At 69.3% G+C, this 14,125-nt stretch carries 14 protein-coding genes; 11 read left to right on the forward strand and 3 right to left on the reverse strand.

Translation table 11 applies throughout. From position 1 onward, the window contains the following. Positions 1-729 (reverse strand): zinc-ribbon domain-containing protein (locus I9P22_RS13690; protein ID WP_199260036.1); only part of this gene is annotated, 729 nt, incomplete at its 3' end. 153 nt (positions 730-882) lie between these two features. On the opposite strand from I9P22_RS13690, the gene I9P22_RS13695 reads away from it, so the two are divergent. The 6 genes from I9P22_RS13695 to I9P22_RS13720 all read left to right on the forward strand — a co-directional run bounded on the left by I9P22_RS13695 (position 883) and on the right by I9P22_RS13720 (position 6,336). Further along, positions 883-1,557, forward strand: a complete 675-nt coding sequence (locus tag I9P22_RS13695) for a cell division ATP-binding protein FtsE (RefSeq protein WP_199260037.1) — start codon at positions 883-885, stop codon at positions 1,555-1,557. Continuing rightward, positions 1,554-2,483 (forward strand): cell division protein FtsX, encoded by a 930-nt coding sequence (locus I9P22_RS13700; protein ID WP_199260038.1) that lies wholly within the window; start codon positions 1,554-1,556, stop codon positions 2,481-2,483. The genes I9P22_RS13695 and I9P22_RS13700 overlap by 4 nt, the downstream gene beginning before the upstream one ends. Beyond that, a complete protein-coding gene (locus I9P22_RS13705; RefSeq protein ID WP_199260039.1) occupies positions 2,483-3,259 on the forward strand; it encodes a lysophospholipid acyltransferase family protein in 777 nt (258 codons plus the stop codon). The genes I9P22_RS13700 and I9P22_RS13705 overlap by 1 nt, the downstream gene beginning before the upstream one ends. A 307-nt stretch (positions 3,260-3,566) precedes the next feature. Further along, positions 3,567-4,439 (forward strand): DMT family transporter, encoded by an 873-nt coding sequence (locus I9P22_RS13710; RefSeq protein WP_199260040.1) that lies wholly within the window; start codon positions 3,567-3,569, stop codon positions 4,437-4,439. A gap of 188 nt (positions 4,440-4,627) precedes the next feature. Then, the gene (locus I9P22_RS13715; RefSeq protein ID WP_199260041.1) at positions 4,628-5,578 is read left to right on the forward strand and encodes an ABC transporter ATP-binding protein; all 951 of its coding nucleotides are present in this window, start codon (positions 4,628-4,630) and stop codon (positions 5,576-5,578) included. Beyond that, positions 5,575-6,336: an ABC transporter permease gene (locus I9P22_RS13720; protein ID WP_199260042.1), complete on the forward strand. Its 762-nt coding sequence runs from the start codon at positions 5,575-5,577 to the stop codon at positions 6,334-6,336. Before I9P22_RS13715 ends, I9P22_RS13720 begins: the two co-directional genes overlap by 4 nt. Here I9P22_RS13720 and I9P22_RS13725 read toward each other — a convergent pair. Beyond that, positions 6,311-6,973, reverse strand: coding sequence for an adenosylcobinamide amidohydrolase (locus tag I9P22_RS13725; RefSeq protein ID WP_199260043.1), 663 nt, complete (start codon positions 6,971-6,973; stop codon positions 6,311-6,313). The two genes, I9P22_RS13720 and I9P22_RS13725, sit on opposite strands and share 26 nt — an antisense overlap. A 178-nt stretch (positions 6,974-7,151) precedes the next feature. After that, on the reverse strand, positions 7,152-7,625 hold the full coding sequence (locus I9P22_RS13730; RefSeq protein ID WP_233253390.1) for a hypothetical protein: 474 nt from the start codon (positions 7,623-7,625) through the stop codon (positions 7,152-7,154). 124 nt (positions 7,626-7,749) lie between these two features. On the opposite strand from I9P22_RS13730, the gene rimO reads away from it, so the two are divergent. The 5 genes from rimO (at position 7,750) to I9P22_RS13755 (ending at position 14,124) form a co-directional block, all read left to right on the forward strand. Then, positions 7,750-9,120, forward strand: coding sequence for a 30S ribosomal protein S12 methylthiotransferase RimO (gene rimO / locus I9P22_RS13735; RefSeq protein WP_199260045.1), 1,371 nt, complete (start codon positions 7,750-7,752; stop codon positions 9,118-9,120). 249 nt (positions 9,121-9,369) lie between these two features. Continuing rightward, entirely contained in the window at positions 9,370-10,170 is an 801-nt protein-coding gene (locus I9P22_RS13740) for a glycoside hydrolase family 25 protein (protein WP_233253391.1), read from the forward strand. Beyond that, on the forward strand, positions 10,137-10,802 hold the full coding sequence (locus I9P22_RS13745) for a CPBP family glutamic-type intramembrane protease (protein WP_199260046.1): 666 nt from the start codon (positions 10,137-10,139) through the stop codon (positions 10,800-10,802). The genes I9P22_RS13740 and I9P22_RS13745 overlap by 34 nt, the downstream gene beginning before the upstream one ends. A 59-nt stretch (positions 10,803-10,861) precedes the next feature. Continuing rightward, entirely contained in the window at positions 10,862-12,637 is a 1,776-nt protein-coding gene (aspS, locus tag I9P22_RS13750) for an aspartate--tRNA ligase (protein ID WP_199260047.1), read from the forward strand. A gap of 119 nt (positions 12,638-12,756) precedes the next feature. Next, positions 12,757-14,124 carry a DUF1800 domain-containing protein gene (locus I9P22_RS13755; RefSeq protein WP_199260048.1) on the forward strand — a complete coding sequence of 456 codons (1,368 nt, stop codon included), beginning with the start codon at positions 12,757-12,759 and terminating at the stop codon, positions 14,122-14,124. Position 14,125 lies beyond the last annotated feature (1 nt).

Raw genomic sequence — 14,125 nt, forward strand, 5'->3', positions numbered from 1 at the left:
CTCGGGCGCCGCGGTGGGCTCTTCGGCCTCGGCGGGGCGCGGCGGGCCGGCGCGGGTCAGCGTCGCCGCCAGTTCCGCGGCGTCGGGCAGGGCGGGGGCTGCCGCATCGGGCCAGTCTGTGGACGGCGCGGGATCGGTGGTCAGCGGGTCGTCGGCCACGGGTTCGGCAGCCCGGTGCTCGACGGTCCGGGCATCATCGCCCGGGGGTTCGTCGTCCACGGGCGCGGCGGTTTCGGCCGCGAGGGTTTCGGCTGCCTGTGCGGCCGCTTCCTCGGTCCCGGCACCGGCTGGCGCTGCGGCTTCGCGCGCCGGAGCTTTCGCTGCCGCAGGCTCGGCTTGGATCGGCGCGGCCTCCCCCGCCGCCGGCACGGCGGATTCGGTCAGCGTCGTGGCGGGCCAGTCGATCTCGGGCACGGCGCCCGGCCCGGTCTCTGCCGTCGCGGGAATGTGATCGGCGCCGTGCGGACGGGTCTCGGCCTTGCGCGCCTGCAGCTCGCGGGCGGCTTCCTCGCGCAGGATCGCCAGCACCGACTCGTCCAGCGCCCGGTTCAGCGCCGGCCGCTCCTGCGGATCATAGGGCCCGGCAGCGGCCGCGCCGGCGGATTTTCCCGCGCCGGGCTGGAACCAGACATGGCTGCAGGCCGAGCATTCGACCTCGCGGCCGAGCGCCGGGATGGCGGATTCGGCGATCTCGTACTGGGCTCCGCAGCGCGGGCAGGTCAGGCGCATGAAATCGTCTCTCCTGGCGTGTTTCCCGGCCGTTTTTGGGCGGCTTTCCATCAAGCGGGCGTCTCGCATTCGCCGCGGGACTGTTCTATCAAGCCACGAACCGCGCGCCAAGCAGCCCGCAGGGCCAAGCCGCCGCAAGGCAAGGAGTCACCCGTGATCGAGATGCAGAACCTGTCCTTCGGTTACAGCGGCACGGATCCGCTGCTGGCCGACATGTCGCTGTCCTTGCAGCCGGGTTCCTTTCATTTCCTCACCGGCCCCTCGGGCGCGGGCAAGACCACCTTCCTGCGGCTCTGCTATGCCGAGCTGCTGCCGAGCGCCGGGCGCATGTCGGCCTTTGGCCAGGATGTGCGCGGGCTGTCGCGCGACGGCATCGCCGCGCTGCGCCGCCGCGTCGGCGTCGTGCACCAGGACACGCAATTCCTCGACCACCTGCCGGTGGCCGAAAACATCGCCCTGCCGCTGATCGTCTCGGGCGAGCCGGTGGACATGGGCGCCCTGGGCGACCTGCTGGCCTGGGTGCAGATGGCGGGCCAGGCCCGCGCCCTGCCGCCCGAGCTGTCGGGGGGCGAGCGGCAGCGGGCCGCCCTGGCGCGCGCCGTGGTCATGTCGCCCGACCTGATCCTGGCGGACGAGCCGACCGGCAACCTGGACTGGGACATGTCGATGCGGCTGCTGCAATTGCTGATCGAGCTGAACCGCTCGGGCAAGGCGGTGCTGATCGCCACGCATGACCTGAACCTGATCCGCGCCGCCAAGCAGCAGGTGCAGGCGCGGGTGCTGCGGATTGCCGGCAAGCGGCTGCAACTGGCGGGGGCGGACCTGTGAAGAAAGCCGATCTGAAATCGCTCGACCTGGCGGCGCTGTGGCGGGGGCTGACCCGGCCCGATCCCGCGGGCCATGACCGCGTGGTGCCGCCCACCGGCTTTACCGCCCAGCTGACGGTGTTCTCGGCCGGCGCCATGGCCTTCCTGGCCGTCTTCGCGCTGGCCCTGGCGCTGGCCACCGGCCGGCTGGCCGAGCGCTGGTCCAGCGAACTGGCGCAGACCGTCACCGTGCGTGTCTCGGCCCCCGAGGACCAGATCGACCGGCAGACCGCCACGGTGATGGAGGTGCTGAAGACCACTCCCGGCATCGCCGAGGCCCGGCAATTGCCCGAGCCGGAGGTCGAGAAGCTGCTGGAACCCTGGTTCGGCCCCGACGTCCCGGTCGAGGCGCTGCCGGTGCCGCGGCTGATCGAGGTGACCGAGGCCGCCGAGGGCTTCGATGCCGAAGCGCTGCGCCTGCGCCTGCAGGGCGAGGCGCCGGGCGCGGTGCTGGACGACCATACCCGCTGGCGCCAGCCGCTGGTCTCGGCCGCGAACCGGCTGCGGGCGCTGGGGCTGGTATCGCTGCTGCTGATCGCCGCCGCTTCGGCCGCTATGATCACGCTGGCGGCGAAGGCGGCGATGGCGGCGAACGGCCAGGTGATCCGGGTGCTGCGGCTGATCGGGGCGCGCGACATCACCATCGCCACCGCCTTCGTGCGCCGCTTCACCCGCCGCGCCGCCCTGGGCGCGGCCGGCGGCACCCTGCTGGGCATGGCGGCGGTCTGGGCCTTGCCGCCGATGGACCAGGCCGGCGGCTTCCTGACCGGGCTCGGCTTCCAGGGCTGGGGCTGGCTCTGGCCGCTGCTGATTCCGGTGCTGGCCACGGCCATCGGCTTCGCCGCCACCCGCTGGGCGGCGCTGAAGATCCTGCGCGAGGTGCGCTGATGAATCCCCACCATCCGCGCCCGCCCTCGCTTCTGGACTGGCCGCGGGCGGTGGCCTGCTACCTCTATATCGCGCTGGCGACGTTGGTGCTGGGGCTCTGGGGCCTGCCGCAGGCGCTGCGCGGCACCGAGGCGGCGAACCGCGTCGCCAGCCTGTGGCTGGACCAGGTGCTGGGCGCAGCGCGGGTGATCCTGGGGGTGCGCATCGAATATCGCGGCACGCCGCCGGCCGGCGACTGCATCGTCGCCTCGAAGCATCAAAGCTTCCTCGACATCCTGGCGCTGGCCCGCGCCTGCCCGCGCCGCGCCTTCGTGATGAAGCGCGAGGTCTTGCGGGTGCCGATCATGGGCTGGTTCGCCCGCAAGGTCGGCTGCATCCCCATCGACCGCTCGCGCGGGAAAGAGGCGATGAAGCGCATCATCGCCGCGGTCGAGACGGCGCAGGCCCGCCCCGAGGGGCTGGGCCAGCTGATCATCTATCCCGAGGGCACCCGCACCCGCCCCGGCCAGCGGCTGCCCTACAAGCACGGCGCCGGCACCATCCAGCGCGCCACCGGCCTGACCATCCACCCGGTCGCGGTGAATTGCGGCATGTTCTGGCCCAAGCGCGGCATCCCGATCCACGGCGGCACCGCCGTGGTCGAGTTCCTGGAGCCGATCCCGGCCGGCCACCGCTCGACGCAGGTGATGGAGCTGCTGGAGGACCGGATCGAGACCGCCAGCGCCCGGCTTTTCGCCGAGGCGGGGGGGCCGGAGGCGCTGGAACGGGCGGGGTGATCCGTCGCCTGCGGCCCGTGCGGTCCTGGGGCGGAGGTGGCGGCGCTTGCTTGAAATGCTGTCCGGATGCGTGTCGGCCAGGCGGGAAGGGCTGTCGGTCGGATATTGATGCCTCTGGTCGATAGCGGTTAGGATGGCGGCATCGACTGAGTGGCAACTAGGGTTCCGGGTCGCTCCATACGGGCCACCGCAGGACCGAGCGTTGCAGAGACCGGGGGAGTTCCCCGGGCCAGCACCCAAGGGACAAAAGCCCCGGGGAGGAGACGTCGAGATCAACCGCGCCAAACCGGCGCATAAGGGGGTCTCAATGGCGCTTGCCTCGCTGTTTCTTGTCGTTCTCGCATCCTTCATCCATGCCATATGGAACCTGCTCGCCAAACGGGCCGCATCGGTCGGACCGGTCTTCGTCTTTGCCTATAATCTGATCGCCTGTGTCGCCTATGCCCCGTGGGTGCTGTATCTGTTGAAGCAGGGCGGCATAAACGGGGCTTGGGCAGGTATCGGCTTCGTTCTGCTCAGCGGATTGATCCATCTGGCCTACAGCCTGTGCCTGCAACGTGGCTATCAGGTCGCAGATCTGTCGGTGGTCTATCCCGTGGCCCGCGGCACGGGGCCCATGCTCTCGACCATCGGAGCCTTCCTGATCCTTGGCGAAACGCCAACCGGCACGGGTCTGGTGGGGCTGGTTCTGGTCGTGGCCGGTATCCTGCTGATCGCCACCCAGGGGAAGCTGTCGGCCTTCACGCAACCCGGCGGGCAGGCGGGGATACGGTGGGGCACCGCAACCGGCGGGCTGATCGCCAGCTATACGGTGGTTGATGCCTATGCGGTCAAAACGCTTGGCATCGCGCCCGTGGTGCTGGACTGGTTCTCGAACCTGCTGCGGTTCTTCCTGCTGCTGCCGCTGGTCCTTGCCAATCCCCGCCGTGCCGTCGCGGCGATGCGTGGGCACTGGTGGACTGCGCTCGGTGTGGGGCTCCTCTCGCCGCTTTCCTATATTCTCGTGCTGGCGGCGCTGAGGGGCGGCGCACCGCTCAGCCTCGTGGCCCCGATGCGTGAAATGTCGATGATGGTGGGGGCGCTCATGGGAATGCTGATCTTGCGCGAAGCGGTCGGCCCATGGCGTCTGGCTGGATGCGGTGTGCTGATTGCAGGTGTGATCCTGCTCTCCGCAACCTGATGCCTGTGACCGTCCGCTTTGGGCTCGAAGCGCGCGCCACCCCTCTGCAAGCCGTCCCGCCTCGAAGCCCCTCGCATCGCGGCAGGCCGCACCCCCGTTGCGGCGAAATCCCGCGCGGGGTCATTGTGCAGGGGCGATGCGGACCCTACCTTCCAATCCGCCCCAGCGGCCGGAATTGAGGGGAACCCATGCGTCCGATCATTGATATTGACCATATTTCAAAACGTTACGACAGCGGCACCGTGGCGCTGAACGACGTCACGCTGCAGATCGAGGAGGGCGAGATCCTGGCCCTGCTGGGTCCGAACGGCGCCGGCAAGACCACGCTCATCTCGATCATCTGCGGCTTGGTCGTGCCGACCGGCGGCACGGTCCGCGTCGGCGGCCACGACATCCGCAGGGACTGGCGCGCGGCGCGCAAGATGATCGGCCTGGTCCCGCAGGAGATCGCGTTGGAACCGTTCGAGACCGTCATCGACTGCGTGCGCTACACCCGCGGCCTCTACGGCGAGGCGCCCGACGACGCCTATATCGAGCAGCTGTTGCGCAGCCTTGCGCTCTGGGACAAGCGCCAGGCCCGGACGCGCGAGCTGTCGGGCGGCATGAAGCGGCGGGTGCTGATCGCCAAGGCGCTGTCGCACCGGCCCAAGGTGCTGTTCCTGGACGAGCCGACGGCCGGCGTGGACGTGACCCTGCGGCGCGAGATGTGGCAGGTGGTCCGCGCGCTGCGGGCGCAGGGCGTGACCATCATCCTGACCACGCATTACCTCGAGGAGGCCGAGGACATGGCCGACCGGATCGGCGTCATCAACCGGGGCGAGCTGCTGCTGGTCAAGCCCAAGGACGCGCTGATGGGCGAATTCGGCAAGAAGCGCCTGACCATCGCGCTGGACCGGCCGCTGGCGGCGCTGCCCGGGGCGCTGCAGGGCCGCGGCCTGGCGCTCTCGGCCGACGGGGCGACGCTGTTCTACGATTACGACACCCGTGCCGAGCGCACCGGCATCGCCCATCTGCTGGCCGACCTCTCGGGCTGCGGCATCGCCGTGCGCGACGTCTCGACCAAGCAGAGCAACCTCGAGGAAATCTTCATGTCGCTGGTCGAGGACGAACCGGCCGAAAGCCAGGAGGTGCCGGCATGAACTGGCGTTCCGCCCGCGCGGTGTTCAACCACGAGATGGCGCGCTTCTTCCGCACCGTCTGGCAGTCGCTGGCCTCGCCGGTGCTGTCGACGGTGCTTTACTTCGTGGTCTTCGGCGCCGCCATCGGCGGCCGCATCGAGTCGGTCGAGGGCGTGCCCTATGGCGCCTTCATCGTGCCGGGGCTGATGATGCTGACCGTGCTGCAGCAATCGGTCGCCAATGCCAGCTTCGGCATCTACTTCCCCAAGTTCTCGGGCACCATCTACGAGATCCTGGTTGCGCCCACCGGCTGGATCGAGGTGACGCTGGGCTTCGTCGGCGCCGCCGCCGCGAAAGCCGTGCTGATCGCGCTGGTGATCCTCTTGACCAGCTTCTGGTTTAACGGCGTCCATATCGCGCATCCGTTCTGGATGCTGGCCTTCCTGGTCCTGACCGCCATCGCCTTTTCGCTCCTGGGCTTCATCATCGGGCTTTGGGCCAAGTCCTTCGAGCAGCTGCAGATCGTGCCGATGATGGTCATCACGCCGCTGGTCTTCCTCGGCGGCGCCTTCTATTCGGCCTCGATGCTGCCGCCCTTCTGGGAGGGGGTGGCGAAGCTGAACCCGGTGCTCTACCTGATCTCGGGCTTCCGCTGGAGTTTCTTCGACCTGGCCGACGTGCCGGTGGGCGTGTCGCTGGTCGCGGTCGGGCTGACGATCCTGGTCTGCATGGCGGCGATCCGCTGGATATTCCTCAGCGGCTGGCGGCTGCGGGAATAGCCGCCGCGTCCCGGCCGTGCTGCGCCACCCAGGCCTCGGCCCCGCGCAGCACCGCGTCGTGGACGCTGCGGCCGATGGCCTCGCCCAATGCGGTATGCAGCCCGGCATGGCGCTCGGGGCCGGGATCGCAGGCCAGGGCGATGCAATCCGTGCCGGTGCCGGTCGCGACCCCCCAGGGCAGCATCACCCCGGCCGCGATCACCGCGGCGGTGCGGGCCTCGGCGGCGATGGTCAGCGCCTCGATCATCGCTGTGTCCGTCAGCCCGGCCTCGACCAGCAGCGCGATGTTGATGGTGCCGTAGCCCGCGGGCGCCGCGGCCCGGCGCCGGCCGACCCGCTCGGCATTGCCCAGGCCCACGGTGGCCAGGCAGCGCGCCGGCCCGGCCTGGGCCTGCACGGCGTGGTCCAGCCCGCGCGAGGTCATCATGCCCACATCGTCGCCATGGCCGATGCGCGCCATCTCGGCGGCCAGCCAGGCCGCGGCGTCGAAGCCGGGGCCCAGATCGGCGTCGCGCACCTGCCGCCACAGGATATGCCGGGCGCGGCGGAAGCCCGGGCGATGCGGGGCAAAGGACAGCACCCGCCGCGCCCGGCCCAGATCGGCGATCAGCCAGGGCATGGCATATGTGATCCGCATCCGCTCGTCCCCCTTTTCCCGGCCCGGTTTCCCCAGGCGGTTATGCGGCCGCGCCGGCCGATGCAAGCGGGCGGCGGGTGGCGGTCACGGGGCGGGGTGGACACGGGGCAGGGCGGTCACGGGGCAGGGCCGGTCGCCGGTCGCCGCCTTCCCCTTGCCGCGCCCCGGTTCCGGCCCCTCAATTCCGGCACAGCCGCGTCTGCGGGTCCAGCCTGACATATTGCCGGGCCGAGATCCTGTGCATCTTCAGCGAATGTTTCCATTGCGTGTTCCACATGCGCAGGATGCCGCCGCGGTAATATTGCGCCATCAGCTCGTCCACGATCGGCGGAATGATCGTGGTGCCGGGAATGCGCGGCGCATGGAAGCCGACCGTGGCGCCCGGGCCCAGGCAGGCATTGGGCAGGGTGATGTAGATCGTGCAGGCCGAGCGGCAATAGCCCCGCACCTCGACCCGCCGGCCGCTGCGCGCCAGCTTGTTGCGATACTGGATCGCCTCCAGCACGTTGCCGCCCTTGTTGTTCCAGATCACGATCGGCTTGCCCTGCGCCTCGGCCGGGCCGGGCAGGGCGGACAGCGTGACGGCCAGCATGGCGACCGCGGCCAGCGCCGCGCGCCGCGGAACGGAAAGGCGGGTCAGGATGGATCTCATGCTCATGTCCTCGGCTATGCCCCCGAAACCTATGCCTCCCCGAACGCGCAAGTCCAAATGACGTTCCGGCGAGCCGCGCTTGACGCTTAACAAGCGCCCCGCTTGTCACTATATGCCGCGCATCATGAGCCAGAACCCGCCCCTGTTGCGCCCCGATCTAGCCCCCAGCCCGATCTTCGACATCACGCGAAGGGACGGGCAACCGACCATCGGCATGGTCAGCCTCGGCTGTCCCAAGGCGCTGGTGGACAGCGAGCGCATCCTGACCCGCCTGCGGGCCGAGGGCTATGCCATCAGCCCCGACTACAAGGGCGCCGGCGCGGTGATCGTGAACACCTGCGGCTTCCTCGATTCGGCCAAGGCCGAGTCCCTGCAGGCCATCGGCGAGGCGCTGTCGGAAAACGGCAAGGTCATCGTCACCGGCTGCCTGGGGGCCGAGCCGGAATACATCACCGGCGCGCATCCTTCGGTGCTGGCGGTGACCGGCCCGCAGCAATACGAGCAGGTGCTGGACGCGGTGCATTCCGCCGTGCCGCCCAGCCCCGATCCCTTCGTGGACCTGCTGCCGGCATCGGGCGTGAAGCTGACGCCGCGGCATTACAGCTATCTGAAGATCTCCGAGGGCTGCAACCACGCCTGCAAGTTCTGCATCATCCCCGACATGCGCGGGCGTCTGGTCAGCCGCCCGGCGCATGCGGTGATCCGCGAGGCCGAGAAGCTGGTCGAGGCCGGCGTGCGCGAGTTGCTGGTGATCTCGCAGGATACTTCGGCCTACGGGCTCGACCGCAAATATGCGACGGAACGCGGCCACCGCGCCCATATCACCGACCTGGCCCGCGACCTGGGCTCGCTGGGCGCCTGGGTGCGGCTGCATTACGTCTATCCCTATCCGCATGTGCGCGACCTGATCCCGCTGATGGCCGAGGGGCTGGTGCTGCCCTACCTGGATATCCCCTTCCAGCACGCCCACCCCGACACGCTGAAGCGCATGGCCCGGCCGGCGGCGGCCGCGAAGACACTCGACGAGATCGCCGCCTGGCGCGCCGCCTGTCCCGAGATCACCCTGCGCTCGACCTTCATCGTCGGCTATCCGGGCGAGACCGAGGCCGAGTTCCAGACCCTGCTCGACTGGCTGGACGAGGCGCAGCTGGATCGCGTCGGCTGCTTCCAGTATGAAAACGTCAAGGGCGCGCGCGCGAACGACCTGCCCGATCACGTCCCCGATGCGGTCAAGCAGGACCGCTGGGACCGGTTCATGGAAAAGGCCCAGGCGATCTCCGAGGCGAAGCTTGCCGCCAGGGTCGGGCGCCGCATCGAGGCGATCGTGGATGCGGTGGATGCCGATGGCGCCACCTGCCGCACCAAGGCCGATGCGCCGGAAATCGACGGCAACCTGTTCATCGACGAGGGCTTCGAGGGCCTCTCGCCCGGCGACATCGTCACGGTGACGGTGGACGAGGCCGGCGAATACGACCTCTGGGGCCGGCTGGACTGAGGCGGTTCCGGTGCGCGGCCTGTGTACGCCCGGTGTAAGCGCGCTGCACGCCCGGTGCCGCGCAAAATCCGGCATTTGCTGGGCCATCCGCATCCCGCGCATCGTCCGGCATCCGATGCAACGCGCGCTGCCGTTGCGTCCCGTGCCGGGGGGTGGCCGCGGTCCTGCTGACAAACTCGTGACTGTCACGCCATCGTGACACGCCGCCGCACCTTTGCGATAAGGGACGAAAGCGCCGCGGACAGGCGCATGAGGCAGAGGGCAGAGATGAAATTCCTGGGCAGGATTCTGACGGTGCTGCTGTTGGTCGCGGTGGCGGCCTGCGGCCGCGGACCGTCGCAGCGGGCGGTGATGGTCGGGCAGGGGCTCGGCCCCAAGTTCGGCGATTCGGCGCCGCATCCCTGGGTCGGCGGCCATCCCTACGACCATCCGGTGCACGGCATCGACATATCGCGCTATCAGGGCGATATCGACTGGGGCACGGTGCGCCGCTCGGGCGTCAGCTTCGCCTTCATCAAGGCGACCGAGGGCGGAGACCATGCCGACCCGAATTTCCGCCGCTACTGGGCCGAGGCGGCGCAGGCCCGCATCCCGCGCGGCGCCTATCACTATTTCTACTTCTGCCGCTCGGGCCGGCAGCAGGCGGACTGGTTCATCCGGAACGTCCCGCGCGAACGCGGCGCGCTGCCGCCGGTGATCGACCTGGAATGGACCGCCTCGCGCACCTGCCCGCGCCGCCCGCCGGCCAACGAGGTGCTGCGCGAGGCCAGGATCTTCAAGGACATCCTGCACCAATATTACGGCCAGCGCCCGATCATCTACACGACGGTCGACTTCTACCGCGACAACAACCTGGCTTCCTGGAACGAGGAGTTCTGGCTGCGCTCGGTCGCCGGCCATCCCCGCATCGTCTATCCCGGCCAGCGCTACAGCTTCTGGCAGTATACCGGCACCGGCGTGGTGCCCGGCATCGGCGGCAACGTGGACCTGAACGTCTTCGCCGGCTCGCCCGCGCAATGGCGCATGTGGCTGAACCGGAGGATGCAATAGCCCGCGCCCTGCTTCGGGCCGAGTTCGCGGCGCTCTATGTCGGGGCGCCGCTGGGCATCGCGCTGTTCATGCCCGGCCACCTGCTGTTCGAGGCGCTGGCCGCCTTCAGCGCCGCCGGGCTGGCGCTTCTGTGGTTCACCGGCGGCTTCGACTGGCGCAGCCTGGTCTTCGGCTGGGGCCGGCTGCCCTGGCGCGAGATCCTGGCCATGATCGCCATCACCCTGGTGCTGGGCGTGGCGATCCTGTGGTTCACCCGCCCCGGCGCCATCTTCAGCATGGCCCGGCGCGAGCCCGAATTCCTGCTGGTGATCTGGGTCTTCTATCCGCTGCTCTCGGCCCTGCCGCAGGAGCTGATCTTCCGGCCGCTGTTCTTCCACCGCTATGCGGCGATCCTGCCCCAGGGGCGGGCGGCCATCGCGCTGAACGCCGCCATCTTCTCCTTTGCCCACCTGATGTACTGGTCCCTGGTCGTCGCCGTCCTGACCTTCGTCGGCGGGCTGTTTTTCGCCCGCGCCTATCTGCTGCGCGGCTTCCCCTCGGCCTGGGTGCTGCATGCGGTGGCGGGTAACACGCTGTTTACCGTGGGAATGGGGGTGTATTTCTACTCGGGCAACGTGGTGCGGCCGTTCTGATTGCTTGACTTCGCCGGCTGGTCGCGGTTGATGCGGGGCCGATACGAAGGGGAAAAGTGATGAGCGCCTATCGCAGCCATACCTGCGGCGAACTGACCGCCGCCAATGCCGGAACCGAGATCCGCCTGTCCGGCTGGGTCCACCGGGTCCGTGACCATGGCGGCGTGCTGTTCATCGACCTGCGCGACCATTACGGCATCACCCAGGTCATCGCCGACAGTGACAGTCCCGCCTTTCCGGCCCTGGAAAAGCTGCGCGCGGAAACCGTGATCCGCATCGACGGCCGGGTGAAGCTGCGCGACCCGAGCCTGGTCAATCCCAAGCTGCCCACCGGCGAGATCGAGGTCTATGCCACCGATGTCGAGATCCTCGGCCCATCGGACGACCTGCCGCTGCCGGTCTTCGGCGACCAAGACTATCCCGAGGAAACGCGGCTGGCCTATCGCTTCCTCGACCTGCGCCGCGAGAGCCTGCACAACAACATCATGCTGCGCGCGCGCGTCATCAGATGGCTGCGCGACGCGATGTGGAACCAGGGCTTCACCGAGTTCCAGACCCCGATCATCACCGCGTCCAGCCCCGAAGGCGCGCGCGACTTCCTGGTGCCCTCGCGCCTGCATCCGGGCAAGTTCTATGCCCTGCCGCAGGCGCCGCAGCAGTTCAAGCAGCTGATCATGGTCGCGGGCTTCGACAAGTATTTCCAGATCGCGCCCTGCTTCCGCGACGAGGATCCGCGCGCCGACCGCTCGCCCACCGACTTCTACCAGCTCGACATGGAGATGTCCTTCGTCGAGCAGGAGGACGTGTTTCGCGCCATCCAGCCGGTGATCCAGGGCCTGTTCGAGGAATTCGGCGGCGGCCGCCCCGTCGATGCGAACTGGCCGCGCATCCCCTATGCCGAGGCGATGCTGAAATACGGCTCCGACAAGCCCGACCTGCGCAACCCGATCGAGATGCAGGTGGTTTCCGACCATTTCCGCGGCTCGGGCTTCGCGATCTTCGCCAAGCTGCTGGAGCAGGAGGGCACCGAGGTCCGCGCCATTCCCGCGCCGACCGGCGGCTCGCGCAAGTTCGCCGACCGCATGAACGCCTTTGCGCAGAGCCAGGGCCTGCCCGGCATGGGCTATATCTTCTGGCGCAAGGCCGAGGACGGCTCGACCGAACCCGCCGGCCCCATCGCCAAGGCGCTCGGTCACGAGAAGACCGAGGCGATCCGCCTGCAGCTGGGCCTGGGCGAGGGCGACGCGGCCTTCTTCCTGGGCGGCCGGCCCGAGGCCTTCGAGGCCGTCGCCGGCCGTGCCCGCAACGAGATCGGCCGCGAGCTGGGCCTGACCGACGAGCACCAGTTCAAGTTCGCCTGGATCGTCGATTTCCCGATGTATGAAAAGGGCGAGGACGGTCGCATCGACTTCAGCCACAACCCCTTCAGCATGCCACAGGGCGGGCTCGAGGCGCTGGAAGGCGACCCGCTGGCGGTCAAGGGCTACCAATACGACCTGGCCTGCAACGGCTACGAGCTGATCTCGGGCGCGATCCGCAACCACCGCCCCGAGATCATGTTCAAGGCCTTCGATCTGGCCGGCTATGGCCGCGACGAGGTCGAGAAGCGCTTCGGCGGCATGGTCAAGGCCTTCCGCTATGGTGCGCCGCCGCATGGCGGCTGCGCGGCGGGCATCGACCGCATCGTCATGCTGCTGGCGGACGAGCAGAACATCCGCGAGGTCATCATGTTCCCGATGAACCAGCGCGCCGAGGACCTGATGATGGGTGCCCCCAGCGAGCCCACCAACGAGCAGCTGCGCGAATTGCGCCTGCGGGTGCTGCCGCGCGAATAGGCGGTTTCGGCAGCGCCTTGCCGCGCTGCGGCATGCTGAAGAAAGCGTGAACTGACCTCGGGCCAGGATCGTGCCATAAGCTTGCGCAAGGGGGCGGTTTTCCCCGCAAGGATGATTGCATGAGCTTTGGATTTCCCGAGCTGGCGGCGATCCGGCTGGGCTTCGGCCTGTCGCCGCTGATGCCGCCGCCCGCCGATGCCGAGGCGGTGCTGGCGAGCCCCGCCCAGGCCGGTCCCGGCCCCGAGGCGATGACCACCGACAGGGCCCGCGAGATCGCGACCCGCCACCGCCTGGGCGTGAAGGCCCGGCGCGAGGGCCTGCCCGAGCCGCCCGAGGCGCAGCAGGCGAGCCGGCTGCTCGGCGCCCTGCCGGCCGAGGACCTGCGCCGCCGGGTGATCCGCGCCCTGGACGATCCGATCGGCTTCGGCGAAAGGCTGGTCCAGTTCTGGTGCGACCATTTCACCGTCCGGGCGATCAACAAGGTGAACAATACCCTGGCATTGGCCTTTCAGGACGAGGCGATCCGCCCGCATGTGAACGGCCGGTTCGAGGATCTGTTCTTCGCCGCCGACACCCATCCGATGATGCTGGTCTATCTGGACCAGACCGCCAGCCGAGGGCCGAATTCGCCCTTCGTCAAGCGGCGGCCCGACCGCAAGCTGGGCCTGAACGAGAACCTGGCGCGCGAGGCGATGGAGCTGCATTCGCTGGGCGTCGGCGCCAAATACAGCCAGAAGGACGTGCGCGAACTGGCCGAACTGCTGACCGGGCTCAGCTTCTCGCATCAGCAGGGCTTCTCGTTCAAGCCGGCGCTGGCCGAGCCGGGACCCGAGACGGTGCTGGGCCGCAGCTATGGCGGCCACCGCCGCGGCGGGCTTCAGGACATCCGCGCCGCCTTCCGCGACCTGGCCCGCCGCCCCGAGACGGCGCGGCACGTCTCGCACAAGCTGGCGGCGCATTTCGTCGCCGACGATCCGCCGCAGGACCTGGTCGAGGCCATGGCCGATGTCTGGCGTGACACCGGCGGCCACCTGCCGCAGGTCTATCGCGTGCTGGTGACGCATCCGGCGCTGGCCACGAACCTGCGGGCCAAGGTGCGCCAGCCCTTCGACCTGACGGTGACGGGGCTGCGCGCCTTGGGGATGACGGGCCAACAGATCGCCGCGCTGGACCCGCAGATGTTCCGCCGCGCGATCTGGAACCACCTGATCGCGATGGGCCAGCCCTGGGGGCAGCCCAAGGGCCCGGACGGCTGGCCCGAGGCGGCCGAGGCCTGGATCGCGCCGCAGACCATGGCGGCGCGCATCAACTGGGCGCTGCGCATGCCGCGGCTGCTGCTCAAGGAACTGCCCGACCCTCGCGAGATGCTGGCCCGGGCCTTCGGTGGCACCCAATCCCGGGAACTGGCCTGGGCGGTGCCCAAGGCCGAAAGCGCGGCCGAGGGCGTGGTGCTGATCCTCGCCTCGGGCGATTTCAACCGCCGATAGG

It is taken from the genome of Paracoccus binzhouensis, assembly GCF_016446475.1.
Taxonomy (GTDB): domain Bacteria; phylum Pseudomonadota; class Alphaproteobacteria; order Rhodobacterales; family Rhodobacteraceae; genus Paracoccus; species Paracoccus binzhouensis.

Bases quoted from the DNA above. Each gene is read 5' to 3' on its own strand.
- I9P22_RS13705 (WP_199260039.1), top strand. From the start codon at position 2,483: ATGAATCCCCACCATCCGCGCCCGCCCTCGCTTCTGGACTGGCCGCGG.
- I9P22_RS13710 (WP_199260040.1), top strand. From the start codon at position 3,567: ATGGCGCTTGCCTCGCTGTTTCTTGTCGTTCTCGCATCCTTCATCCAT.
- I9P22_RS13715 (WP_199260041.1), top strand. From the start codon at position 4,628: ATGCGTCCGATCATTGATATTGACCATATTTCAAAACGTTACGACAGC.
- I9P22_RS13720 (WP_199260042.1), top strand. From the start codon at position 5,575: ATGAACTGGCGTTCCGCCCGCGCGGTGTTCAACCACGAGATGGCGCGC.
- I9P22_RS13725 (WP_199260043.1), bottom strand. From the start codon at position 6,973: ATGCGGATCACATATGCCATGCCCTGGCTGATCGCCGATCTGGGCCGG.
- I9P22_RS13730 (WP_233253390.1), bottom strand. From the start codon at position 7,625: ATGAGATCCATCCTGACCCGCCTTTCCGTTCCGCGGCGCGCGGCGCTG.
- rimO (WP_199260045.1), top strand. From the start codon at position 7,750: ATGAGCCAGAACCCGCCCCTGTTGCGCCCCGATCTAGCCCCCAGCCCG.
- I9P22_RS13740 (WP_233253391.1), top strand. From the start codon at position 9,370: ATGAGGCAGAGGGCAGAGATGAAATTCCTGGGCAGGATTCTGACGGTG.
- I9P22_RS13745 (WP_199260046.1), top strand. From the start codon at position 10,137: ATGGCGCATGTGGCTGAACCGGAGGATGCAATAGCCCGCGCCCTGCTT.
- aspS (WP_199260047.1), top strand. From the start codon at position 10,862: ATGAGCGCCTATCGCAGCCATACCTGCGGCGAACTGACCGCCGCCAAT.
- I9P22_RS13755 (WP_199260048.1), top strand. From the start codon at position 12,757: ATGAGCTTTGGATTTCCCGAGCTGGCGGCGATCCGGCTGGGCTTCGGC.